The organism is Pseudomonas sp. JDS08PS003, assembly GCF_045013505.1.
GTDB classification, from domain to species: Bacteria; Pseudomonadota; Gammaproteobacteria; order Pseudomonadales; family Pseudomonadaceae; genus Aquipseudomonas; species Aquipseudomonas protegens_B.
This window is the reverse complement of sequence record NZ_CP120724.1, coordinates 2,120,895-2,144,229: the sequence shown is the minus strand read 5'-3', so window position 1 is coordinate 2,144,229 and position 23,335 is coordinate 2,120,895. Positions and strand designations below refer to the sequence as shown.

At 60.4% G+C, this 23,335-nt stretch carries 22 protein-coding genes; 2 read left to right on the top strand and 20 right to left on the bottom strand.

Going from position 1 to position 23,335, the window contains the following annotated elements; all coding sequences use genetic code 11:
* Positions 1-125: 125 nt before the first annotated feature.
* The 13 genes from P7C00_RS09825 to P7C00_RS09765 all read right to left on the bottom strand — a co-directional run bounded on the left by P7C00_RS09825 (position 126) and on the right by P7C00_RS09765 (position 11,421).
* Positions 126-764, bottom strand: a complete 639-nt coding sequence (locus P7C00_RS09825; protein ID WP_159897239.1) for a TetR/AcrR family transcriptional regulator — start codon at positions 762-764, stop codon at positions 126-128.
* A gap of 802 nt (positions 765-1,566) precedes the next feature.
* Positions 1,567-2,358, bottom strand: coding sequence for a TatD family hydrolase (locus P7C00_RS09820; protein ID WP_404938787.1), 792 nt, complete (start codon positions 2,356-2,358; stop codon positions 1,567-1,569).
* Positions 2,359-2,442: 84 nt separating this feature from the next.
* On the bottom strand, positions 2,443-3,429 hold the full coding sequence (locus P7C00_RS09815; RefSeq protein WP_404938785.1) for a DNA polymerase III subunit delta': 987 nt from the start codon (positions 3,427-3,429) through the stop codon (positions 2,443-2,445).
* Positions 3,422-4,054, bottom strand: a complete 633-nt coding sequence (gene tmk / locus P7C00_RS09810) for a dTMP kinase (protein WP_404938783.1) — start codon at positions 4,052-4,054, stop codon at positions 3,422-3,424. Before tmk ends, P7C00_RS09815 begins: the two co-directional genes overlap by 8 nt.
* A 19-nt stretch (positions 4,055-4,073) precedes the next feature.
* Complete coding sequence (gene mltG / locus P7C00_RS09805; RefSeq protein ID WP_404938781.1) at positions 4,074-5,255, bottom strand: endolytic transglycosylase MltG; 1,182 nt, start codon at positions 5,253-5,255, stop codon at positions 4,074-4,076.
* 3 nt (positions 5,256-5,258) lie between these two features.
* A complete protein-coding gene (gene pabC, locus P7C00_RS09800; RefSeq protein WP_404938779.1) occupies positions 5,259-6,074 on the bottom strand; it encodes an aminodeoxychorismate lyase in 816 nt (271 codons plus the stop codon).
* Positions 6,074-7,318, bottom strand: a complete 1,245-nt coding sequence (gene fabF / locus P7C00_RS09795) for a beta-ketoacyl-ACP synthase II (RefSeq protein WP_011060119.1) — start codon at positions 7,316-7,318, stop codon at positions 6,074-6,076. The genes pabC and fabF overlap by 1 nt, the downstream gene beginning before the upstream one ends.
* A gap of 110 nt (positions 7,319-7,428) precedes the next feature.
* A complete protein-coding gene (gene acpP / locus P7C00_RS09790) occupies positions 7,429-7,665 on the bottom strand; it encodes an acyl carrier protein (RefSeq protein WP_003175607.1) in 237 nt (78 codons plus the stop codon).
* Positions 7,666-7,861: 196 nt separating this feature from the next.
* On the bottom strand, positions 7,862-8,602 hold the full coding sequence (gene fabG / locus P7C00_RS09785; protein WP_011060118.1) for a 3-oxoacyl-ACP reductase FabG: 741 nt from the start codon (positions 8,600-8,602) through the stop codon (positions 7,862-7,864).
* A gap of 16 nt (positions 8,603-8,618) precedes the next feature.
* The gene (fabD, locus tag P7C00_RS09780; protein ID WP_016968270.1) at positions 8,619-9,557 is read right to left on the bottom strand and encodes an ACP S-malonyltransferase; all 939 of its coding nucleotides are present in this window, start codon (positions 9,555-9,557) and stop codon (positions 8,619-8,621) included.
* A 126-nt stretch (positions 9,558-9,683) separates the two neighbouring features.
* Entirely contained in the window at positions 9,684-10,694 is a 1,011-nt protein-coding gene (plsX, locus tag P7C00_RS09775) for a phosphate acyltransferase PlsX (RefSeq protein ID WP_346631896.1), read from the bottom strand.
* Positions 10,695-10,697: 3 nt separating this feature from the next.
* Complete coding sequence (gene rpmF / locus P7C00_RS09770) at positions 10,698-10,880, bottom strand: 50S ribosomal protein L32 (protein ID WP_003179396.1); 183 nt, start codon at positions 10,878-10,880, stop codon at positions 10,698-10,700.
* Positions 10,881-10,893: 13 nt separating this feature from the next.
* Entirely contained in the window at positions 10,894-11,421 is a 528-nt protein-coding gene (locus tag P7C00_RS09765; protein ID WP_011060115.1) for a YceD family protein, read from the bottom strand.
* 105 nt (positions 11,422-11,526) lie between these two features.
* Here P7C00_RS09765 and P7C00_RS09760 point away from each other — a divergent pair, with 105 nt between their 5' ends.
* Positions 11,527-12,105 carry a Maf family protein gene (locus P7C00_RS09760; protein ID WP_404938777.1) on the top strand — a complete coding sequence of 193 codons (579 nt, stop codon included), beginning with the start codon at positions 11,527-11,529 and terminating at the stop codon, positions 12,103-12,105.
* 51 nt (positions 12,106-12,156) lie between these two features.
* Here the strand turns inward: P7C00_RS09760 and sppA are convergent, their stop codons facing one another.
* From sppA to rluC, 3 genes are read right to left on the bottom strand one after another with little or no spacing between them, the layout of a single operon-like run.
* Positions 12,157-13,146, bottom strand: coding sequence for a signal peptide peptidase SppA (sppA, locus tag P7C00_RS09755; RefSeq protein WP_404938775.1), 990 nt, complete (start codon positions 13,144-13,146; stop codon positions 12,157-12,159).
* Between the two features lie 21 nt (positions 13,147-13,167).
* Positions 13,168-13,830 (bottom strand): HAD-IA family hydrolase, encoded by a 663-nt coding sequence (locus P7C00_RS09750; RefSeq protein WP_404938772.1) that lies wholly within the window; start codon positions 13,828-13,830, stop codon positions 13,168-13,170.
* Entirely contained in the window at positions 13,820-14,776 is a 957-nt protein-coding gene (gene rluC, locus P7C00_RS09745; protein ID WP_016965316.1) for a 23S rRNA pseudouridine(955/2504/2580) synthase RluC, read from the bottom strand. Before rluC ends, P7C00_RS09750 begins: the two co-directional genes overlap by 11 nt.
* A 716-nt stretch (positions 14,777-15,492) precedes the next feature.
* Between rluC and rne the strand changes: the two genes are divergently transcribed.
* Complete coding sequence (gene rne / locus P7C00_RS09740) at positions 15,493-18,732, top strand: ribonuclease E (RefSeq protein WP_404938770.1); 3,240 nt, start codon at positions 15,493-15,495, stop codon at positions 18,730-18,732.
* A 62-nt stretch (positions 18,733-18,794) separates the two neighbouring features.
* Here the strand turns inward: rne and P7C00_RS09735 are convergent, their stop codons facing one another.
* Genes P7C00_RS09735 through P7C00_RS09720 form a run of 4 tightly spaced genes read right to left on the bottom strand, consistent with a single transcriptional unit; the run spans position 18,795 to position 23,165 of the window.
* Positions 18,795-19,391 (bottom strand): nucleotidyltransferase family protein, encoded by a 597-nt coding sequence (locus tag P7C00_RS09735; RefSeq protein WP_346631902.1) that lies wholly within the window; start codon positions 19,389-19,391, stop codon positions 18,795-18,797.
* Positions 19,388-20,383: an XdhC family protein gene (locus tag P7C00_RS09730; RefSeq protein WP_404938768.1), complete on the bottom strand. Its 996-nt coding sequence runs from the start codon at positions 20,381-20,383 to the stop codon at positions 19,388-19,390. Before P7C00_RS09730 ends, P7C00_RS09735 begins: the two co-directional genes overlap by 4 nt.
* Positions 20,383-22,698, bottom strand: a complete 2,316-nt coding sequence (locus P7C00_RS09725) for a molybdopterin cofactor-binding domain-containing protein (protein WP_404938766.1) — start codon at positions 22,696-22,698, stop codon at positions 20,383-20,385. Before P7C00_RS09725 ends, P7C00_RS09730 begins: the two co-directional genes overlap by 1 nt.
* A complete protein-coding gene (locus P7C00_RS09720) occupies positions 22,695-23,165 on the bottom strand; it encodes a 2Fe-2S iron-sulfur cluster-binding protein (protein WP_317072079.1) in 471 nt (156 codons plus the stop codon). Before P7C00_RS09720 ends, P7C00_RS09725 begins: the two co-directional genes overlap by 4 nt.
* Positions 23,166-23,335 lie beyond the last annotated feature (170 nt).

Here is a 23,335-nt window from a genome sequence, read left to right as displayed (position 1 = left end):
GTAAGAAGGGAGAACCGGCAAAACCTGACTCAAAAATCAGGTTTTAGCAAGTCCCATGCCTGAGTATATTCCTCGGACACAGCGCCATACAGTTACCCGATGGCGCAATACAACGGGCAAATGCCTCAGCCGTTGGAAGTGTCGGGGTCGCGCTTGCGCTTGTTACCCATGCGCACGCCAATGTCCATCAGGAACTGGAAGAAACCTTCCTGATCCTCAAGCACATTGCTCCAGAACGGCGAGTGGTACAGCGCCACAGCACCGTGCACCAGCGCCCAGGAAGCGCAGTAGTGGAAGTAAGGCGGCACGTCTTCCAGCTTGCCTTCGCTGATGCGGCCCTTGATCAGCAGGGTCAGGCGCTCGAAGTTGGAAGCACGGATCTTGTGCAGTTCCTCGACCATCTCCGGCACCTGATTGCCCTTGACCACCTTCTCTTCCAGGCGGTCGAACAACCGGTAACGCTGCGGATCGCGCATGCGGAACTCGAAGTAGGCCCGGGACAGGGCCTCCTTGTCCTTGTCGACATCGGCAGAGTGCAGCAGCTCGTTCAGGTCGCGCTCATAATCGAGCATCAGGCGCAGGTAGATCTCCGCCTTGGACTTGAAATGCTTGTAGATGGTCCCTTTGCCGATACCCACGGCATCCGCAATCATCTCGACGGTGACGCTGTCTTCACCTTGTTCGAGGAACAGCTTGAGCGCGGTATCGAGAATTTCTTGCTCACGGCGACGAAACTCACGGACCTTACGAGGTTCTTTCTGCATAAGAAAAGGTCTGTTCGGGGTCAAAATCGAAGCCGCGTATTATGCCTAACTTACGCCAAAATGCACGGATCATCCGTCGTTGCCACTGTTTCTGACGTAAAAGCCCACTAGACGACAGGACGCAGATGAGTCGCAAACATCCGGAAAATCCAGTGAATACGGGGCCGGCAAGCGGTTCAAATAGAAAACATCGATAGCTATATAGCCTCGGATCAGACCGTAAAGTCTCAATTTTTCTGTAATCGGCTCTCGATACCGGCCTCAGCCCCACACTCGACGAAAACACCGCAATGAGTCGCAATGGCTTCACTGCCTCGCAGGAGTGTTGCCTTTATCAGCATCAGGAAATATCACCGATGAGCCTCGAAAGAGCCACCCAGGACAGGCGACAGGTCTGAAAGTATCGATGCCATTGATGGGGATCAGGCTTCCGGGAAATTAAACTGCAACAGCTTGTGTGTTTAACAGGGCGGGAAAAATCGTCTAAATCGCGCAAATTTTGCAAAAAAAGGCTGATATTTGATGATTTTCAGCGAAGTAAGCCCTAAAACATGGCAAATGAGAACTCAACCGAAGCGCCCGTATTCCAAATTTGTTTAAAAAACGAGCAGGGCCAACTGGACTGAATGCAATAGTGATCAATACTTGAACTGTCGGCGGGACATCTCCCCCAAGTGAAACGCCGATCAAGGTACCGAAGGACCGCGTGCCTTAGTTTTACTCCTAATGGTCTTAACCCGGATTCACCCCCCAGAACCCGGGTTTTTTTTGCCTGGAATTTGCCCTCCCACGCACTGGCGGCTCAGGCCTCGCCCTTGACTCGCGCCAGGGGAAACAGACGCTTGAAGTTGGTCGTGGTCTGTTCGGCAAAGGCGTCATAGGCTTCGCCCCGCAGCATCGCCAGGAACTCCGCCACTTCACGTACGTACTGCGGCAAGTTGGGCTTGCCGCGATAGGGAATAGGCGCCAGATAAGGCGAATCGGTTTCCACCAGCAAGCGATCGGCAGGCACCTGCCGCGCCACATCGCGCAACGCGTCGGCATTGCGGAAGGTGACAATGCCCGACAGAGAAATATAGAACCCCAGGTCCAGAGCCGCCTTGGCCATGCCCCAGTCCTCGGTGAAGCAATGCAGTACGCCGGCATTGGGCAATGCCGCTTCACGCAACAGCGCTAGCGTATCGGCCCGGGCACCGCGGGTATGCACTACCACCGGCTTGCCAGTCTGCTGCGCAGCCTGCAGGTGCAAGCGGAAGGACTCCTGCTGCAACTCGGCAGCTTCCGGCTCGTAGTGATAATCCAGGCCGGTCTCGCCGATGGCCACCACCCGCGGGTGGTTCAATTCGTCCAGCAACCAGTCCAGCGCCGGTGCCGCCCCCGGTTGCACATCCAACGGATGCACCCCCACCGAACAATCGACGTCGTCATAACGCTCGGCCAGGGCTTTGACGTCCGCCGCGTTGTCGGCACTGACGCCAATGCACAGAAAATGCCCGACACCGCGCTGACGGGCCGCCTCAAGCGCGGCATCCAGTGAGCCGTCGTGGGCGGCAAGGTCGAGACGATCAAGGTGGCAATGGGAATCTACGAGCATAAGAGGCTGCAACTACATCCGATAAATGAAAGGGCCGGACTGCACAGTCCGGCCGGATACAGGCTTGATTCTAGGTGTTGCCCGTCAGCGCTGGGTAGGCAGCGCCGACCACTGCACCAACAGCGCTTCCAACAGCAACACGCGGTTAAGGTTGGCCTTGCTCAGCACCTTTTGCCGCTGGGCCAGGATCCAGTCCTGGATCGCCAGCACCTTGTCCTGGCTGGACTTTTGCGCCAGGTACTGCAGCACCTTGCGCATGTCCTGCAAACCCAGGCCGTCTTCGTCCTGGGTCAGTTGGTACCGCAGGATCAGGTTCGACCAGTCACAGAACCAATCGAACAGCAGCAACAAGGGAATGGCATTCCAGGCCTCGGCCAACTGGGTTGGCGACTGTTGCTGCTTGAGCAACTTCTTCACCCCCTCCACCACCAACGCCCGCTGCTCACGCACACCTTGTGCCTGCAGGCCGACGGCAGCCAGCGGCGATCCCGCTGCCAGGGTCAGCAGCTCCAACCGCTCCTCCTCGGTGCATTCGGGCAAGGCCTGGGACAGCCACTGCCGACTCATTGCCGCGCTGGGCAATGGGCACGCCTGCTGTACACAACGGCTCTTAATGGTGGGCAACAGCCGGCTGGGCTGATGGCTCACCAGCAACAACACAGTGTCGCCTGAAGGCTCCTCAAGGCTTTTCAACAGGGCGTTGGACGCATTGATGTTCATCGACTCCACCGGCTCGATCAGCACCACCTTGCGCCCGCCCAGTTGCGCAGTCTGGACCACGAAGCTCACCAGATCACGAACCTGGTCGACCTTGATCGCCTTATCCGCCTCTTCGGGCTCCAGCACGTAATTGTCCGGATGACTGCCCGCCTGCAACAACAGGCACGACTTGCACTGACCGCAGGCATCCAGCCCATCGGGGCGCTGGCACAACAACCGCGCCATCAGGCGCTCGGCCAGGGCCCGCTTGCCAATTCCCGCCGGGCCGTGCAGCAGGTACGCGTGAGCATGCTGCGCGCGCCCCGCCAACTGCTGCCAGAGGCCGTCCTGCCAGGGGAAGACTTCAGCCACGGGCGCGCTCCAGCAATTGTGGCAGCAAGGCATCCAGGGACTGCTGGACCTGCGCCAGTGGCTGCGCCGCATCCACCAGGAAATAACGCTGTGGAGCAGCTTCGGCGCGCTTCAGGTAAGCCTCACGGACCTTCTGGAAAAACGCCTGGCCTTCCTGTTCGAAACGATCCAGCCGGCCACGGGCACTGGCGCGGGCCAGACCGACGTCCACCGGCAGGTCAAAAACCAGGGTCAGATCCGGGCGCAGCTCGCCTTGGACGAAATCCTCCAGGGCAGCGATGCGCGCAAGGCTCAGGCCACGACCAGCACCCTGATAGGCGTAGGTCGAATCAGTGAAGCGGTCGCACAGCACCACCGCGCCCCGGACCAATGCCGGGCGAATCACGGTGGCCAAGTGCTGGGCGCGGGCAGCAAACACCAACAGCAGCTCGGTATCGGCATTCATGACCTCCTCACCCGGAGTCAGCAACACTTCGCGAATCCGTTCAGCCAAGGGCGTGCCACCAGGCTCGCGAGTCAACACCACTTCGATACCTGCGGCGCGCAAACGCTCGGCGAGGTACTCGCGGTTGGTGCTTTTGCCGGCACCTTCCGGGCCTTCCAGGGTAATAAACAAGCCAGTCACAGGCAGTCCTTAATCAGAGTCATTGCGGGCTTTTCAGCGCGGGTTCGGGCTCCACCGGAGTGGGAGCTACAGCCGGCTCAGGCGACGCTGGCGGCGAGCTCTCCGGAGCCGCCTGAGGCGCGACTGCCGGCGCCGGACTCTCGGCTTCGGAAGCAGCCGGAGCAGTTACAGGCGCCGGGCTGGAACGATAGTCGGCGCGACGCTTGAGCTGAAATTCGCGCACGGCGCTGTTATGGGCATCCAGATCATCGGAGAACACATGGCTACCGTCGCCGCGGGCCACAAAATACAGGCTCTTGCCCGGTACCGGATTGAGAGCGGCATGAATCGCCTCGCGCCCGACCATGGCAATCGGCGTGGGTGGCAAACCGGCGATCACATAGGTGTTATAGGGTGTGGCTTCCTTGAGGTGCGCCCGGGTCAGCTTGCCGGTGTAGCGCTCGCCCAGGCCGTAGATCACTGTAGGATCGGTCTGCAGCAGCATGCCGATCTGCATGCGCCGCACAAAAACCCCAGCGATCTGTCCACGCTCCTGGGGCACGCCGGTTTCCTTTTCCACCAGCGACGCCATGATCAGCGCCTGATAGGGGTCGCTGTAGGGCGCATCGTCCGCACGCTTGCCCCACTCCTTGGCCAACACTTCGTCCAGGCGATCGTAGGCCTTCTCCAAGAGTTCAGCATCAGTCATGCCTCGCACAAAACGATAGGTATCGGGGAAGAAACGCCCCTCGGGAAACACGCCGCCGTGACCGAGTTTCTCCATCACCTGGCTGTCGCTGAGACCAGCCAGGGTCTGTTGCAATTTGTCGCTCTTGGCCAGGGCACTGCGCACCTGACGGAAGTTCCAGCCCTCCACCAGGGTCAGGCTGTACTGCACCACCTCGCCTCGCTGCCAGAGACCGATCAGGCCTTCGGCAGTCATGCCCGGAGTCATACGGTACTCGCCGCTGTGCAAAGGCTGGCCCGGCAAGTTGAAACGCCAGTACAGGCGCAGCCAGAACGCATCCTGGATCACGCCATCAGCCTGCAGACGATTGAAGGTTCCGGTGGGCGTAGAACCGGCGGGAACATCAAGCAACTGCTCCTGACCCAGGTTCAGCGGTTGTTCCAGGGCCGAGTGCAGTTTCCAGGCACTCGCGCCCAGCAGCAGCCCTGCCAGGACCAGTCCGGTTTCCAGCAGGAGCAGAAGTTTACGTCTCACGAATCAAGCATCCAGTAGTGCGCGGGTAATGCCCTGCAGTTTACGGGTGAGCGGTCCTGTCGACCAGCGCATCCCGGCGCAGGCACGCACCGGCCAGATGCCATAGACACTGTTGCAGACAAAGACCTCGTCCGCCTGTTGCAGTTGATCGAGACTGATATCCGCCACTTCAACGGGGATGCCTTGTGACTTGGCCTGAAACAAAATTTCAGCGCGCATCACTCCTGCCACACCGCAGCGGCTCAGATCAGCCGTCAGGAGACTTCCTTGGCTGACCAGAAACAGATTGCTGAATACGCCTTCGATCACCCGTCCGGCACCATCAAGCATCAAGCCTTCGGCGTGCTCGGGATCGCGCCATTCAGCGCGAGCCAGAACCTGTTCAAGGCGATTGAGATGCTTGAGGCCCGCCAACAGCGGTTGCTCGGATAAACGCGTGACACAAGGAAATAGCACAACCCCCTGATCGGCATGAACCGCAGGATAGGCCGGCAAAGCGCCGCCCTGGAGAATCCGCCGCGCAGCGCCTGCAGGATCGGCGGCATATCCTCGCAGACTGTCGCCCCGGGTCAGGATCAGCTTGAGCACGCCCTCACCCAGAGCGGCCGCATAGGCCAACACTTCACTGCGGATCAGCGACTGATCCGCATTCAGAGCAAGACGTCGACAGCCTTCGGCCAGACGCTGCAGATGCCGCTCCAGCAGTTGCGGCTGCCCGGATCGGACAGCGATGGTCTCGAACAGACCATCGCCATAGGCCAGGCCGCGGTCCTTGAGCGACAGTGCGTCAGCCGGCCGACCGTCGACCCAGCTATGCATCACTCGGAGAACCGGCGGAACACCAGAGAGCCGTTGGTGCCACCAAAGCCGAAGGAGTTGGAGAGCACCACATCGATGTCCATGCTGCGCGCAGTGTGCGGCACAAAATCGAGGTCACAGCCCTCATCCGGTTCATCCAGGTTGATGGTGGGCGGCGCGGCCTGACTGTTGATTGCCAGTACGCTGAAGATCGCCTCGATCGCCCCGGCAGCACCCAGCAGGTGACCGGTCATGGACTTGGTGGAGCTGACTGCGAGCTTGTAGGCATGGTCGCCAAACACGCTCTTGATCGCTTCGGCCTCTGCCAGGTCACCGGCCGGAGTCGAAGTGCCATGGGCGTTGATGTACTGCACTTGATCGACATTGAGCTTGGCGTCGCGCAAGGCGTTGGCGATGCAGCGAGCGGCACCGGCACCATCGGCGGGCGGCGACGTCATGTGATAGGCATCGCCGCTCATGCCGAAGCCGATCAGCTCAGCGTAGATCGTGGCGCCACGGGCCTTGGCGTGCTCCAGCTCTTCCAGAACCAGCGCGCCGGCGCCGTCGGACAGCACGAAACCGTCGCGACCCTTGTCCCACGGCCGGCTGGCGCGGGTCGGCTCGTCATTGCGAGTCGACAGCGCACGGGACGCACCGAAGCCCCCCATGCCCAGGCCACAGGCGGCCATTTCGGCGCCGCCGGCAATCATCACGTCGGCTTCGCCGTAGGCGATGTTGCGCGCAGCCATGCCGATGCAATGGGTACCGGTGGTACACGCCGTTGAAATGGCGTAGTTCGGCCCCTGGGCACCCAGGTGGATGGACAGGAAGCCGGAAATCATATTGATGATCGAGCCAGGCACGAAGAACGGAGAAATCCGTCGTGGTCCGGAATCGTGCAGGATGCGGCTGGTTTCTTCGATATTGGTCAAACCGCCAATACCTGACCCCATGGCCACGCCAATGCGCTCACGGTTGGCATCGGTCACTTCCAGGCCGGCGTTACGCACCGCCTGAAACCCGGCCGCCAGACCGTATTGAATGAACAGGTCGAGTTTGCGGGCCTCTTTGACCGACAGGTATTCCTCGACATTGAAGCCCTTTACCGAGCCGCCAAAACGGGTGGAATAGGCAGAAAGGTCGGTGTGTTCGATCAGACCAATGCCACTTTGGCCAGCCAGAATGCCCTGCCAGCTACTCGGTACATCCGTACCCAGTGGCGACAACATACCCATACCGGTGACTACGACGCGTCTACGCGACACAGCACTCTCCTTTTTCTAATGACGACACTTTGTATCAGGCCTAAAGAAAAAACCGCACGCCGTAACGGCAGTGCGGTTTTTCCATGACAGCAAAAGACGACTACAAACGATTAAGCCTGGTGGCTGGTAACGTAGTCGATAGCTGCTTGAACGGTAGTGATCTTTTCAGCTTCTTCGTCAGGGATTTCGGTCTCGAATTCCTCTTCCAGAGCCATCACCAGCTCAACGGTGTCAAGGGAGTCGGCACCCAGGTCTTCAACGAAGGAAGCGGTGTTCACAACTTCTTCTTCTTTAACGCCCAGTTGCTCAGCAACGATTTTCTTGACGCGCTCTTCGATGGTGCTCATACCTTGTTTTCACTCCTAATGGACAAATTCAGGCAGCTGGCCAGTGGGTAAGTGTATAGAAAGGCTTTTCAGCTTTTCAACTGAAAGCTTCATCCCTCAAACCCTTTGGCCATCTGCCTATAAATTGATTGCAGCTTTATAACGGATTTTAGACAGCTCGTATGACATTTTTTTGAAGCAATCCGTCACATTTGACTCACATATACATCCCGCCGTTGACCGGGATTGTAGCCCCAGTAACGTATGCCGCACCGTCGGATGCCAGAAAAGCGACCACTTGCGCGATCTCTTGAGCCTGACCCAGACGACCCAGCGGAATTTGCGTCAGCAGGGCTTCACGCTGTGCTTCCGGTAGCTCGCGGGTCATATCGGTATCGATAAAACCTGGAGCAACCGAGTTTACAGTGATCGACCGCGAACCCACTTCACGCGCCAGGGCACGGCTGAAACCTTCCAGACCGGCTTTGGCGGCGGCGTAGTTTACTTGGCCTGCGTTGCCCATGGCACCCACAACCGAGCCAATACTGATAATTCGACCCCAACGAGCCTTGGTCATGCCACGCAGAACGCCCTTGGACAGGCGATACAGACTGTTCAAGTTGGTATCGACCACGTCATACCACTCGTCATCTTTCATGCGCATCATCAGGTTGTCGCGAGTGATACCGGCATTGTTCACCAGAATCGCTGGCGCACCGAACTGCTCGGTGATGCTGGCCAGGACCGCAGCCACGGACTCGTCGCTGGTGACATTGAGCTCAAGACCAGTGCCTTGAATGCCGTTTTCCTTGAGGGTGGCGGCGATGCGCTCGGCCCCCGAAGCGGAAGTGGCAGTACCCACTACAGTGGCGCCCATACGCCCCAGCTCAAGCGCGATGGCCTGGCCGATCCCACGGCTGGCGCCGGTCACCAGTGCAACTTTACCTTGCAGACTCATGCAAGCTTCTCCTAGTTCAGGCCAACGCTGCACGAGCGGCAGCGAAAGCATCTGGGGTATTCAGGTTAGAGGTCGATACGCCTTCAGCGCAGCGCTTGTTGAGACCGGCAAGGACCTTGCCCGGACCGCACTCGACCAATTGGGTAGCGCCTTGGGCCGCGAGGGTCTGCACCGACTCGACCCAGCGCACTGGCTTGTACAACTGCTCCAGCAGGTCGCGCTTGAGGGTGTCCAGATCGGCCGCTACAGCGGCGCTGACATTCTGCACCAGCGGAATCTGCGGAGCCTGCCAGTTGATCGCAGCAATCGATTCAGCGAAACGCTCAGCCGCAGGGCGCATCAGTTCGCAATGGGATGGCACGCTGACCGGCAATGGCATGGCACGCTTGGCACCACGAGCCTTGCAGCCCTCAATGGCACGATCCACCGCAGCCTTGGCACCGGCGATGACCACCTGGCCCGGGGAGTTATAGTTCACCGCGCTGACAACTTCGCCTTGTGCCGCTTCAGCACAAGCGGCCACTACGTCGGCGTCGTCCAGGCCAAGAATCGCAGCCATGCCGCCCTGCCCCGCAGGCACGGCTTCCTGCATCAACTGACCACGGCGCTCCACCAGCTTGACCGCTTCGGCCAGGGTCAGGCTACCGGCGGCTACCAGGGCACTGTATTCACCGAGGCTGTGACCCGCGACGAAGGCCGGACGCGCACCGCCCTCAGCCAGCCATACGCGCCACAGGGCGATGGAGGCAGTGAGGATGGCCGGTTGAGTCTTGTCGGTCTGATTGAGCAGCTCTTCGGGACCTTGCTGGGTCAGAGCCCAGAGGTCGTAGCCCAGAGCATCGGAGGCTTCTTTGAACGTGTCGAGGATCAGCGGGTACTGCGCGCCCAGCTCGGCCAACATGCCGAGGGACTGCGAGCCCTGTCCTGGAAAGACGAATGCGAGGGATGCAGACATGTAACAAGCCCCTAATGATCTTGTCGTCGGAGAATTGACGTCACACCGCAGTGGACGCAAGAAACTGACAGTTGGATGGCCAATTGAACTGAGCGGTCACATTTAAGCACTCCACAGGTAAAACGCCTAAAGCAACAAGTCTTCAAGACGCCCATGCAGGCGTCGCGGCAAGTCTTCCTGGATTTCAATCAGCGCACGCTGAATCGCACTCTGAAAACCCTGAACCCCTGCCGAACCGTGGCTTTTCACCACAATCCCCTGCAGCCCGAGGAAGCTAGCGCCGTTGTGCCGAGCAGGCGCCAGGTCCGCCTGCAGCCGCCGCATCAAAGGCAAGGCCAGCACCCCTACAGCCCGAGACAACAGATTCCGCTTGAACAGCGCCTCGATACGGGAGGCAATCATGGTGGCCAGGCCCTCGCTGGACTTGAGCAAGATATTGCCGACGAACCCGTCGCACACCACTACATCCGCCTCACCCCGATACAACCCGTCACCTTCGACAAAACCTATATAGTTCAAGCCACGAGCCTGCTGCAGCAGGCTCGCCGCCAGCTTGACCTGCTGGTTGCCCTTGATGTCTTCGGTACCGATGTTCAGCAAGGCAACCCGTGGCCGGACGATGCCCAGGCTTTGCGCCGCAACCGACCCCATGATGGCGAACTGCAACAGGTGCTCGGCACTGCAATCGACATTGGCCCCCAGATCCAGCAACTGGCAATAGCCGCGCTGAGTGGGGATGGCAGCCACCATCGCCGGACGATCGATGCCGGGCAGGGTCTTGAGTACGTAACGCGACAGAGCCATCAGCGCCCCGGTATTACCAGCACTGACACAGGCCTGGACCTTTTCATCCCGCAATAGCTCAAGAGCCACCCGCATCGACGAATCAGGCTTGCCACGCAATGCCTGAGCAGGCTTCTCATCCATGGTGATCACTTCGCTTGCCGGAGTAATCGTCAGGCGCGCGCGATCCACAGCCGAATGACCGGAGAGCAGCTCTTCAAGAAGGGAGGGTTGACCGACCAGGGTCAGGTGCAGCGAGGGGGTAGCAGACAGGCAAGCAATACTGGCCTGAACAATGCTGCGGGGACCGAAGTCCCCGCCCATTGCGTCAATCGCGATGACTTGAGCGGACAAGGATTACTCGTCAGCGCCCTTATCGATCACTTTACGACCACGGTATACGCCTTCTGGCGATACGTGGTGACGCAGGTGAACTTCACCGGTGGTCTTTTCTACGGACAGGGTGCTAGCCTCGAGAGCATCGTGGGAACGACGCATGTCACGGGCAGAGCGGGATTTTTTGTTCTGCTGAACAGCCATAATTGATTAACTCCTAAACGTTTGGGTCACGCTTTAACTGCGCCAATACACTGAACGGGTTGGACCGCGTTACCTCGTCCTCGCTCGGTTCGGGCTCATCGAGCCCCGCCGGCTGCTGGCATTCTTCCGGATGATGAGCAGGCACGATGGGCAAGGCAAGCAAAAGCTCTTCCTCGACCAACGCCTGCAGATCCAAAGGATCTTCGCCCAGTTCCAGCACGTCATAACCTTTCGGCAACGACTGGGTATTCGCACCCTCCTTCACCACGGCATAACTGCACTCGCTGTGGATCGGCAGGGTGACCAGCTCAAGACAACGCTGGCAAACCATTTTGACTTCGACGTCGATGGAGCTGTGAATAACCACAGCTTTACGCTCGTCACGCTCGAAAACGAATTTAGCCTGCACCGTACCGACATTGTCGGAAAGCGGGTCGCAGAGTCTCTCCAAATCGGCCAGCAGCAGTTCACCTTGAAGGGTGGTGCCACGGTCAGCCAATTTGCGCGGGTCAACGTGAGGTGGAATCGGGTCATTCAACATAGGCGCAGCATTATAGGGATGCCCCCGGCCATGTCAAAGGAAATTCAGCCCTGTCCGTCACTTGCGAGCCCCGCTAGAATTCCAGCCCCACCCCAGGAGATGCGCATGCTGCCTTTATTACTCGCTTCGAGCTCGGTGTACCGCCGGGAATTGCTGTCTCGCCTGCAACTCCCCTTCACCTGCAGCTCTCCTGATATTGACGAAAGCCACCGCCCCGGCGAGCCCGCCATAGAGCTGGTGAAACGCCTGGCGGAGGAAAAGGCTCGCGCCCTCGCAACCACTCACCCGGCACACCTAATCATCGGCTCGGACCAGGTAGCGGTACTAGGGGAGCGCATCATCGGCAAGCCTCACACCTTCGACAAGGCCCGCCAGCAACTGCTGGACGCCAGCGGCGCGAGCGTGACCTTCCTGACCGGCCTGGCCCTGCTCAACAGCCAGACCGGCCAATGCCAGGTGGACTACGTCCCCTTTACCGTCAACATGCGCACCCTCGACAGCGCCCGCATAGAACGCTACCTGCACACAGAGCAACCCTTCGACTGCGCCGGCAGCTTCAAGGCCGAAGGCTTGGGAGTCAGCCTGTTCCAGAGCACTGCCGGCAGCGACGCCACCAGCCTCATAGGCCTGCCCCTGATCCGCCTGGTGGACATGCTACTGGTCGAAGGCGTGGAAGTACCCTGAGCAGGCACTAAAAAGCCGGCACTGCGGCCGGCTTTTTTACTTACCCCGGAGTCAACGCAGGGTTGGCCCCTGAAAGCCCATCCACATGGCGATCTGTTCAGCAACGCTGGCACCAAGTTTCTTCGAGAAACGATCAAAAGGCGATTCCTGAACAGTAAAATCCACCACCTCCTTCTCACCGACCACATCCCGCGCGACCGAACTGGTGTTGCCCAGACCGTCGATCAAACCCAACTGCAATGCCTGCTCGCCAGACCAGACCAACCCTGAGAACAGCTCAGGATGCTCCTTATCCTTGAGACGCTCGCCACGCCCCTGCTTGACGCTGGCGATGAACTGACGATGAGTTGTGTCCAGCACGCTTTGCCAGAACTGGGTCTCTTCTGGCTTTTGCGGCTGGAACGGATCAAGGAACGACTTGTGCTCACCCGAGGTGTAGGTACGGCGCTCGACCCCCAGCTTCTCCATGGTGCCGACAAAACCGTAACCGGCAGCCGTCACCCCAATGGAGCCCACCAGACTCGCCTTGTCGGCATAGATCTGATCAGCAGCACTGGCAATGTAATAAGCACCGGAAGCACCAAGATCGGAAATCACCGCATAAACCTTGGTGTCCTTGTGCAGAGCCCGCAAACGGCGAATCTCGTCATAAACATAGCCAGACTGCACCGGACTGCCGCCAGGACTGTTGATACGCAAAACAATGCCCTTGACCTTGGGATCATCAAAGGCCGTGCGCAAGCTACCGACAATATTGTCCGCACTTGCAGACTCCTTGTCGGCAATCACCCCCGTGACATCGATCACAGCGGTGTAGCTGCCGCCACGAGTGGCGTTCTTTTCCATGGTCATCAACGGAGTAAACAGCGCCAGCGCAACAAACAGGTACACAAAGGTCAGCAACTTGAAGAAAATCCCCCAACGCCGCGAACGACGCTGCTCCTGAACGCCGGCCAAGAGGGTCTTTTCCAACAACTTCCAACTCTTATCGTCACCACCTTCAGCGCCGGCCTTGCTTGGCGCCTTCCATTCATCAGTCATGCTTGCTACCCCAGCGAAAACTTAATCGGCACCCTGGCTGAGCCAGGCGTGCAACTCAGGAAAACGGTCGATGGACAGGCGCGGTTCAAATGCCTGCAAAGCCTCAATGGACTGAGCACCGTAGCTCACAGCCACCGAATCCATGCCCGCATTACGCGCCATCAACAGATCAAAGGACGAATCCCCAACCATCAACGCTTGCCGAGGCCCGACACCGCAATGAGCAAGAATTTCCTCCAGCATCAAGGGATGGGGCTTGCTGGCAGTCTCATCGGCAGCCCGGGTGATATCGAAATACTCTTCCCAACCATGAGCTCTCAACACCCGGTCCAAGCCCCGACGCGCCTTGCCCGTAGCGACCGCCAACCGATACCCCTCAGCCCGAAAGGCCTCGAGAGACGACACCACTCCGGCAAACAACGGTGAAGGCTCAGCCTCAAGCGCTATGTAGTGATCCGCATAATGCTGACGAAAGGCTACCAACTGGCCGTCGTCGATATCCGGATACAAGGTACGAATCGCCTCCGGCAAACCAAGCCCGATGATGCCCTTGACGGCAAAGTCATCACGCCGAGGAAAACCGGATCGATCGGCAGACACGTGCATCGACTCAACAATCCGACCAATGGAATCAGCCAGAGTGCCGTCCCAATCGAAGATCAGCAGCTGGTAATCAGGGTGCACTCAAGCGCTCCACGGTTTTGGCCCACATTTCGTCCACCGGGGCCTGCAACTTCAGCTCACCACCGTCCGGCAGCGGCACCGTCAACATATAGGCATGGAGAAACAGGCGTTTGCCGCCCAACTCGCGAATCTCACGCGTGAAATCATCGTCGCCGTACTTGCTGTCGCCGGCGATGCAGTGCCCGGCGTGCAGGGTGTGCACGCGAATCTGATGCGTACGCCCGGTGACCGGCTTGGCCTCAACCATGGTGGCGAACTCACCGAAGCGGCGCAGCACCTTGAACACCGTCAAGGCCTCCTTGCCCTCTTCGTTCACTTCCACCATGCGCTCGCCTGAGCGCAGATTGCTCTTGAGCAACGGCGCTCGTACCTGTTTCAGAGCGGTAGCCCAGTGCCCACGAACCAGCGCCATATAGCGCTTATCCACACCATCCCCCCGCAAGGCGGCATGCAGGTGGCGCAACATGCTGCGCTTTTTCGCGATCATCAACAGGCCAGAGGTATCACGGTCGAGGCGATGCACCAGCTCCAACTCCTTGGCGTCCGGACGCAACTGACGAAAGGCTTCGATCACCCCGAAGTTCAGGCCACTACCGCCATGCACAGCAATGCCTGCGGGCTTGTTGATCACAATCAGGGCCTTGTCTTCGAAAACGATTGAGGCCTCAAGACGCTGCAGCAGACCTTGCGCCAGCGGCACCGGCTCGTCGCGCTCAGGCACGCGCACCGGCGGCACGCGCACCACATCGCCCGCCTGCAGCTTGTATTCGGGCTTGATCCGCCCCTTGTTCACTCGCACTTCGCCTTTGCGCAAAATGCGATAAATCAAGGTCTTGGGCACGCCTTTGAGCCGAGCAAGAAGGAAGTTATCAATTCGTTGGCCGGCATATTCCGGCGAGACCTCAAGCAATTGAACGCCTGGAGTCGAGGGGGCAGTAGTCGTCATGGCGCGAATGATAACAATTTTTTATGGATTTGAAGCACTTAATGATTGCTGCTATAGTCGCGAACGCCGCCAAAAGCGGCTGGACAGCGGAACAGCGGCAACTAGCCGGCCCTGACCAACGCAATTCATAAGGACGCAAGGCCGTCCTACGCAGCTCTCGCTACATACCGGAAGAGTTTGACGTTGTAACAAGCGCAGGTGACATGAGGCCTGAAACCCGTAGAAAGCAGAGTTATCACTCGCCTTTATACGCAGCGATTAACGGCCAGTTCACAAAGTGCAGTCGGCGACAGACGACCCCGAGCGAAGGTTACGGAAACAACGCCTTTAGCCATGATGCGTGACCTCCCCTTTCGGAGTTCACGGTAAATGCCAACCCGCTGCGGATTCTGCGCGCGGCAGCACCCGAATTATCAGGGATACGTGTAGGGTGGAGATGCACAACCGTCGGACTGTGTAGCATTAGGCTTTATTCAAGACGCTTCATCTCGTCCACAGTCGCCGGTTGATTCCTCCTCCTGACAGACTTTTGCTTAAGCGGTGCCTTAGTCACCACAGCAAGCAGGACGCGTGAGTCGCGACTTCGTTCTTAGTTATTCGGACGAACCTCGCTAGACACTCGAGTGGTCAACCACTCCTGACGCACCTGACACCGACCGTGAGAAGTCGTGTGTGCCGAACGCCGTTTCCGGCAGCCCGGAAACCGACGGTACTACATGAAAAGAATGCTGATTAACGCAACTCAACCCGAAGAGTTGCGTGTTGCCCTGGTAGACGGCCAGCGCCTCTACGACCTGGACATCGAGTCCGGTGCACGCGAGCAGAAAAAGGCCAACATCTATAAAGGCCGCATCACTCGTATCGAACCAAGCCTTGAGGCTGCCTTTGTCGATTTCGGCTCTGAGCGCCACGGCTTCCTGCCCCTCAAAGAAATCTCCCGCGAATACTTCAAGAAAGCCCCTGAAGGCCGCGTCAACATCAAAGACGTCCTGAGCGAAGGCCAGGAAGTCATTGTCCAGGTCGAAAAAGAAGAGCGTGGCAACAAGGGCGCTGCCCTGACCACCTTCATCAGCCTGGCCGGTCGCTACTTGGTGCTGATGCCGAACAACCCGCGTGCCGGTGGCATCTCCCGTCGCATCGAAGGTGAGGAGCGCAACGAACTGCGTGAAGCGCTGAACGGCCTGGTAGCTCCTGCCGACATGGGTCTGATCGTGCGCACTGCCGGCCTGGGCCGCAGCAGCGAAGAAATGCAGTGGGACCTCGACTACCTGCTGCAACTCTGGACCGCCATCAAAGAAGCGTCGCTGGATCGCTCCGCGCCATTCCTGATCTACCAGGAAAGCAACGTGATCATCCGCGCGATCCGCGACTACCTGCGCCAGGACATCGGCGAAGTGCTGATCGACAGCGTTGAAGCCCAGGACGAAGCCCTGACCTTCATCCGCCAGGTGATGCCGCAGTACGCCAGCAAGATCAAGCTGTACGAAGACAGCGTTCCGCTGTTCAACCGTTTCCAGATCGAAAGCCAGATCGAGACCGCCTTCCAGCGCGTCGTTGAGCTGCCTTCCGGCGGCTCCATCGTCATTGACCCAACCGAAGCCCTGGTGTCCATCGACATCAACTCGGCCCGCGCCACCAAAGGCAGCGACATCGAAGAAACCGCCCTGCAGACCAACCTGGAAGCAGCGGAAGAAATCGCTCGCCAGTTGCGCCTGCGTGACATCGGCGGCCTGATCGTCATCGACTTCATCGACATGACCCCGGCCAAGAACCAGCGCGCCGTGGAAGAGAAAGTCCGCGAATGCCTGGAAGCCGACCGCGCCCGCGTGCAGATCGGTCGCATCTCGCGCTTCGGCCTGCTGGAAATGTCCCGTCAGCGCCTGCGCCCATCCCTGGGTGAAAGCAGTGGCATCGTCTGCCCGCGTTGCAACGGCACCGGCATCATCCGTGACGTCGAGTCGTTGTCCCTGGCGATCCTGCGCCTGATCGAAGAAGAAGCCCTGAAAGACCGTACCGCCGAAGTTCGCGCCCAAGTGCCGATTCCGGTCGCAGCCTTCCTGCTCAACGAAAAACGCAACTCGATCACCAAGATCGAACTGCGTACCCGTGCCCGCATCGTCATTCTGCCGAACGATCACCTCGAAACACCGCACTTCGAAGTACAGCGTCTGCGCGATGACAGCCCGGAAGCCAACACCAACCAGTCCAGCTACGAAATCGCTGCTGCTGCTGCCGAAGCCGAAGAAGTTCAGCCAACCGCCGCCACCCGCACCCTGGTTCGCCAGGAAGCCGCGGTGAAGACCGCTCCGGCCCGCGCCAACGCACCAGTGCCAACCGAAGCCCCTGCCCCGGTTGCCGCTCCAGCCCCGGTTGTTGCCGAGCCAAGCCTGTTCAAAGGCCTGGTGAAGTCCCTGGTCAGCCTGTTCGCCACCAAGGAAGAGCCAGCGGCTCCGGTTGTGGTCGAGAAGCCAGTGACCGAACGTCCTGCACGCAGCAACGAAGAGCAACGTCGCAATGGCCGCCAACAGAGCCGCAACCGCAACGGTCGCCGCGATGAAGAACGCAAGCCGCGCGAAGAACGTGCTCCACGTGAAGAACGCGCACCGCGGGAAGAGCGTCAGCCGCGAGAAGTTCGTGAAGCCCGTGAAGAAGTACAAGGCGTAGCCCGCGAAGAACGCGCTCCACGCGCCCCTCGTGAAGAACGTCAACCACGCGCCCCTCGCGAGGACCGCAAGCCACGTGGCGAACGTGAAGAACGTGTTCGCGAACTGCGTGAGCCTCTGGATGCCGCTCCGGCTGCAGCCGCCGCTACCGCCGCTGTAGTGACTGAGGAGCGTCCAGCTCGCCAGCCACGTGAAGAGCGCCAGCCACGTCAACCGCGTGAAGAGCGTCAACCACGTGCCGAGCAGGCTCAGGCCGCTGCCGCCAGCGAAGAAGAAGTGCTGCCGAACGAAGAGCAACTGCAGGAAGAAGGCCAGGACAACGCCGAAGGCGAACGTCCACGTCGTCGCTCCCGCGGCCAGCGTCGTCGCAGCAACCGTCGTGAACGTCAGCGCGATGCCAACGGCAATGTGATCGAAGGCTCGGAAGAGAATGGCGAAGAGCCAAGCAGCGCCGATCTGGCTGCCGGCCTCGCGGTTACCGCCGCTGTTGCCAGCACCGCCATCAGCGCCAACGCTGAAGCCGAAGCTCATCAGCAGGCTGAACGCGCTACGGCCGCGGTTGAAGAAAAGACTCCAGAAGCACCTTCGGTTGAGGCGACCACTGCAGTGGAAGCTCCAGCAGCTCCAGCGGTTGAAGTTGCTCCTGTAGCCGAAGTGGCCCCGGTTGTTGCAGAACCAGCCCAGGTTGAAGTCGCTGCAGAACCTGCCGTGGTTGTGGAAGCACAGCCAGTGGTTGCCGAGCAACCTGTTGCAGAACCTGTAGCCCAAGCGCCAGCGGCTGAAGAGAAAGCCATCGAGCCGGTTCAGGAAGCTCCAGCGCCTGCAACCGAGCCTGTAGCTGTCGAGCAGCCAGTGGTTGCCCAGCAGCCAGCCCAGACTGAAGAGCCTGCTCCGGTTGCCGCCCCCGTGGTTGCCGAAACACCTGCTCCAGTGATCGAGGCTGCTCCTGCCAGCGCCCTGACCAGCAACGGTCGTGCACCAAACGATCCGCGTGAAGTGCGTCGTCGCAAGCGTGAAGCCGAGCGCCTGCAGAAGGAAGCCGAACTGGCCGCCGCTGCTGCCCCGGTTGAAGCCGTGGTCGCTGCCGAGCCTGCTCCGGTAGAAGCGCCAGTGGTCGTCGAGGCCGCTCCAGCGCCTGTCGAAGCAACCGAAGCAGCACCTGCACCAGTCGCCGAACCTGCGATCGAGCACGCTGCCCCAGCCGTGGAAGAGGCTCAGCACAACGTCGAACACGCCGTTGAGCACGTAGCCCACGTCGAGGAAAAACAGCACGAGCCTAAACCTCTCGTCTGATTCCATCGGCAATGAAAAAGCCCCGCCCGGTTAACCGAGCGGGGCTTTTTCATGCCTGCCATTCAGCGATCCCGATAGACCAGCGCCTCGGGTCGATCCACATCCCATACCACTCCCGGGTCGTTCACTGACACTTCGACCACCTTGCCCGGGGCGAACAGGCACCTGGCGCCACGATCGCCGGACAAGCCTTGCAATGCGGCGCCATAAGCCCGACCAAACCCCACCGGATGCCCCAGATCGTCACCCCGCCGAGGCACGCTGATGCCCTCCTCGGTCAACCCCTCGATCACCCGCGTTACGCTGGAAGGCAAGATAAAGGGCATATCTCCCAGCAAAATCAGCCAACCACCGGCATCGGCACTGGCAGCCACCGCCGCCGCCAGACTCTGGCCCATGCCAAGGGAGTCCAGCAACAGCACCTGGCAGCCATAAGCCCGCGCCAGCGCCGCCACCTGCGGCCGTCCCGGCGTCGTGACCAACACCCGCCGAGGCATTTCCACCGGCAGGTTGACCAACACCTGCTCCAGCACCGGCCGCAATACGCCATCGCGACCTCTACAAGGTGCCAGCAACTTATCCTGATCGCGCCCTGCCGCCTGTCGATAACGACTGCCCTGCCCCGCCGCCAGGATGATGGCGCAAGGCAGAGGAGTCATGTGGTCGCCTCGGTTGCGCGGGCCAACGGCTTCTTCTGCAGGGGCTCGACACCATTCTTGATCGCCACGATCTCCGCCATCAGCGACAAGGCAATCTCTGACGGCGTATGACTGCCAATGTGCAGCCCCACCGGGCCATGCAAACGCTCGATGGCCCGCGCCGACAGCCCCAAGAGCGCCAGATTGTCCCGCCGTTTCTGGCTGTTGACCCGGGAACCCAGCGCTCCGACATAAAACGCCGGGGAGTCGAGCGCCGTCAGCAGGGCCATATCATCCAGACGCGGATCGTGGGTCAGGGCCACCACCGCCGTGCGCTCATCAGGCTCGATACTCAGCACCGCATCGTCAGGCATGCCCGCGACAAAGCGTCCATCCTGATCCTCCCAGCCCTGCACGAACTCCTGGCGCGGATCACAGACCAGCACCTCGAAGTCCAGCAGACGAGCCATTTGTGCCACATAGCGGGAAAGCTGCCCGGCACCGATCAACAACAGACGCCAGCGCGGCCCATAGATCGCCCGCAAAGTGAGCCCGTCGAACGCCAGTTCATCCGCCTTGCTCGCGGCCTTGAGCAGCACCTGCCCACTGCTCAGGTTCAACTCCCGAGCCACGATCTGGTGCGCTTCGCAGCGCGCCAGCAACTCGGCGACCCAGGACGGGTCGCCGACCCGCTCCTCGGTCAGGCGCAAGGTACCGCCACAAGGCAGGCCAAAGCGCGCCGCCTCCTCCAGGGTTACGCCATAGGTCAGCAACTGCACCGGCGGCCCGGACAGGGACAAGCGTCCATCCGCCAGGCGCGTGATCAAGTCATCCTCGATACAACCGCCGGACACCGAGCCAATCACCACCCCATCGTCGCGCAAGGCCAACATGGCCCCCGGTAGCCGGGGCGCACTGCCCCAGGTCTGGACCACGCTATAGAGCACCACCGTGCGCCCGGCGCGGCGCCACTCCAGAACACTGCGCAGAACGTTCAGGTCGACGCTGTCCATCAGTCACCCGCCTGCTGCCAACCCTGCAGCTGGTAGCGCACGGGCAAATTGCGGATGCGCTTGCCGGTAGCGGCGAAGATGGCATTGCACAGGGCCGGCGCAATGGGCGGTACACCCGGCTCACCAACGCCCCCCAGCGGCACCTCACCCGGCGGAGTCAGCAAATGCACCTGCACCTCTTTCGGCGCCAGGGACATGCGTGCTACCTCATACATATGGAAGTTGTCCTGCTGCACCTTGCCGTCCTTGAAGCTGATCTCCCCCAACACCGCATTGCCCAGGCCCATGACACATGCCCCTTCGAACTGTGAACGAATGCGCTCAGGGTTGATCTGCGGACCGCAATCCACGGCGATGTCGGCCTTGTGCACGATCAGCGTGCCATCCTCCTTCACCTCCACTTCGATCACCGCTGCCACATAGGTCACGAAGCTGTAGTGCACTGCCAACCCCAGACCGCGCCCCTTGGGCAACGAACGCCCCCAACCGGCGGCCTTGGCCGCCGCTTCCAACACGCCACGCAGGCGCCCGGTATCGATGGGATAACGCTCGGGGGACTCGCCGTAATTCCACTCTTCGCTCAAGGTTCGCGGATCGATCTGACGATCCGGCCCCAAGAGTTTCAGCTGGTACTTCAGCGGGTCCTGGCCGGCCTTATGGGCCAGTTCGTCGATAAAACTCTGAATGGCAAAGCCGTGGGGAATATTCGACACCGAACGGTACCAGCCGACCCGGGTATGGGCTGCGGCCTCGGGGTTCTCCAGACGTACATTGGGGATTGCATAGGCCATGTTGGTGAAACCCATGCCCAGCTCGAAGGCGCCTTCATGGTTCATCCCCGGGGCGAACAACGCGGTAATGCTCGGTGCCACGGTGCGATGCAGCCAGGCGGCGGGCATGCCGTCCTCGTTCAGCCCGGCCTTGAGGTACTCCGCCGACACCGTATGGAAGTAGGAGTGGTGAATATCGTCTTCCCGGGTCCATTGCACCCGCACCGCCTTGCCGGGAAACGCCTTGGCCAGAATGGCCGCTTCAAGAATGAAGTCCGGCTTGGATTTGCGTCCGAAGCCGCCGCCCAGCAGGGTGACGTTGACCGTGACTTGGTCAAAGCCGATTCCCAATCGCTCGGCAATCCGCTCGCGGGTGACCTGTGGTGCCTGACTCGGCGCCCAGGCTTCGCACCGGCCATCCATGAAGCGCGCCACGGCCACCATCGGCTCCATGGGTGCCTGGGCCAAGTGCGGCAGGTAATAGGTGGCTTCCAGGCTGCTCTGCGCACCACTCAGGGCTTCATCGAGGTTGCCGGTGCTGCGCACCACCTTGCCCGGCTTTTGCGCCGCCGCCTCCAACTCCTTGCGATATTCGATGGAGTTGTACCCGGCATTGACTCCGTCGTCCCACTCGATCTTCAAGGCATCGCGGCCCTTGATCGCCGCCCAGGTGTTGCTCGCCACCACCGCCACACCGCCCAGGGGCTGGAACTCGGAGGGCAACGGACGGCCATCGATAGGCATGACCTTGATCACCCCAGGCACCTTCAGGGCAGCACTGTCATCCACGGACTTGACCTTGCCGCCATAGACCGGGGGCCGCGCCACCGCCGCGAACAGCATGCCTTCGAAGTGCACGTCGGCGCCGTACACCGCGCGGCCATTGACGATGTCCTGGCCGTCGATGGCGCGGGTCGCCTCTTTACCGATATAGCGAAACTCCGACGCCTGCTTCAGCCGCAGGCTGTCCCGGGCCGGCACAGCCAAGGCCCCCGCCGCTGCGGCTAGAGCGCCATAGCCCAGCTCGCGCCCGCTGGGTTGGTGAACCACTTTGTGCAACTGCGCCCGGCACTCGGTCAACGGTACTTGCCATTGCTCGGCGGCGGCCTGTTCCAGCATGGTCCGCGCGGCGGCGCCGCAACGACGCATGGGCTCGTACCAATGGCGCATGCTGCGCGAACCGTCGGTGTCCTGGTTGCCAAAGCGTGCCTCGTCCCCTGGCGCCTGCTTGACCTTGACCTGAGCCCAATCGGCATCCAGCTCGTCAGCCACCACCATGCTCAGGCTGGTACGCACACCCTGGCCCATCTCCGAACGGTTGCAGATCACCGTCACACTGCCATCGCTGGCGATACTCACATAGACCTTGGGATCATCGACCCAGCCATGAGGCATGCCATCGGCACCGAACTTATTGTCTTCGGCAAACGCCTCCTGCCAACCCCAGCTGGCAGCCAGCACCAGGGCCCCGGTGGCGCTCACGCCCTTGAGAAAGCTCCGGCGGCTGAGGTTGCTCAGGGCAAAATCACTGGGTAGGTGGTTCATGCCTTGGCCTCCTGCAGATGGTTGGCGGCCTGGCGAATTGCGGTCTTGATCCGGTTATAGGTACCGCAGCGACAGATATTGCCGAGCATCGCCTCCTCGATCTGCTCGTCGCTGGGATTGGGATGGGTCTTGAGCAATGCAGTGGCGGACATGATCTGTCCGCCCTGGCAGTAACCGCACTGGGCCACCGCTGTATCCAGCCAGGCCTGCTGTACCACCTGCCCGATCGGATCGTTGTGCAGGTTATCGATGGTGCTGATGTTCTTGCCCAGCACCGAGCCGGCCGGAGTAATGCAACTGCGCGCCGGATCACCGTCGATATGAACGGTGCAGGCGCCGCACAGGCCCATGCCGCAGCCGAATTTGGTACCGCTGTAACCCGCCACATCGCGGATGGCCCACAACAGCGGCATGTCCTCGGTGACGTCCAGTGGATGATCTTGACCGTTGAGCTTCAGGGTAATCATGGGCACGCCCGCATTCTATGAGGTGATGGGGTCGAGCCATCTGCCACGCAGCAGCGCGGCTGCAATACGCGCAGATCGGCTCAGGCTAATCGGGCTCTCTTGTGAAGACGGGGCTTCACCAGGCCTTTGGGGACGACAAATACTCACATTGTTAGCAAGCTAAGTTAAGT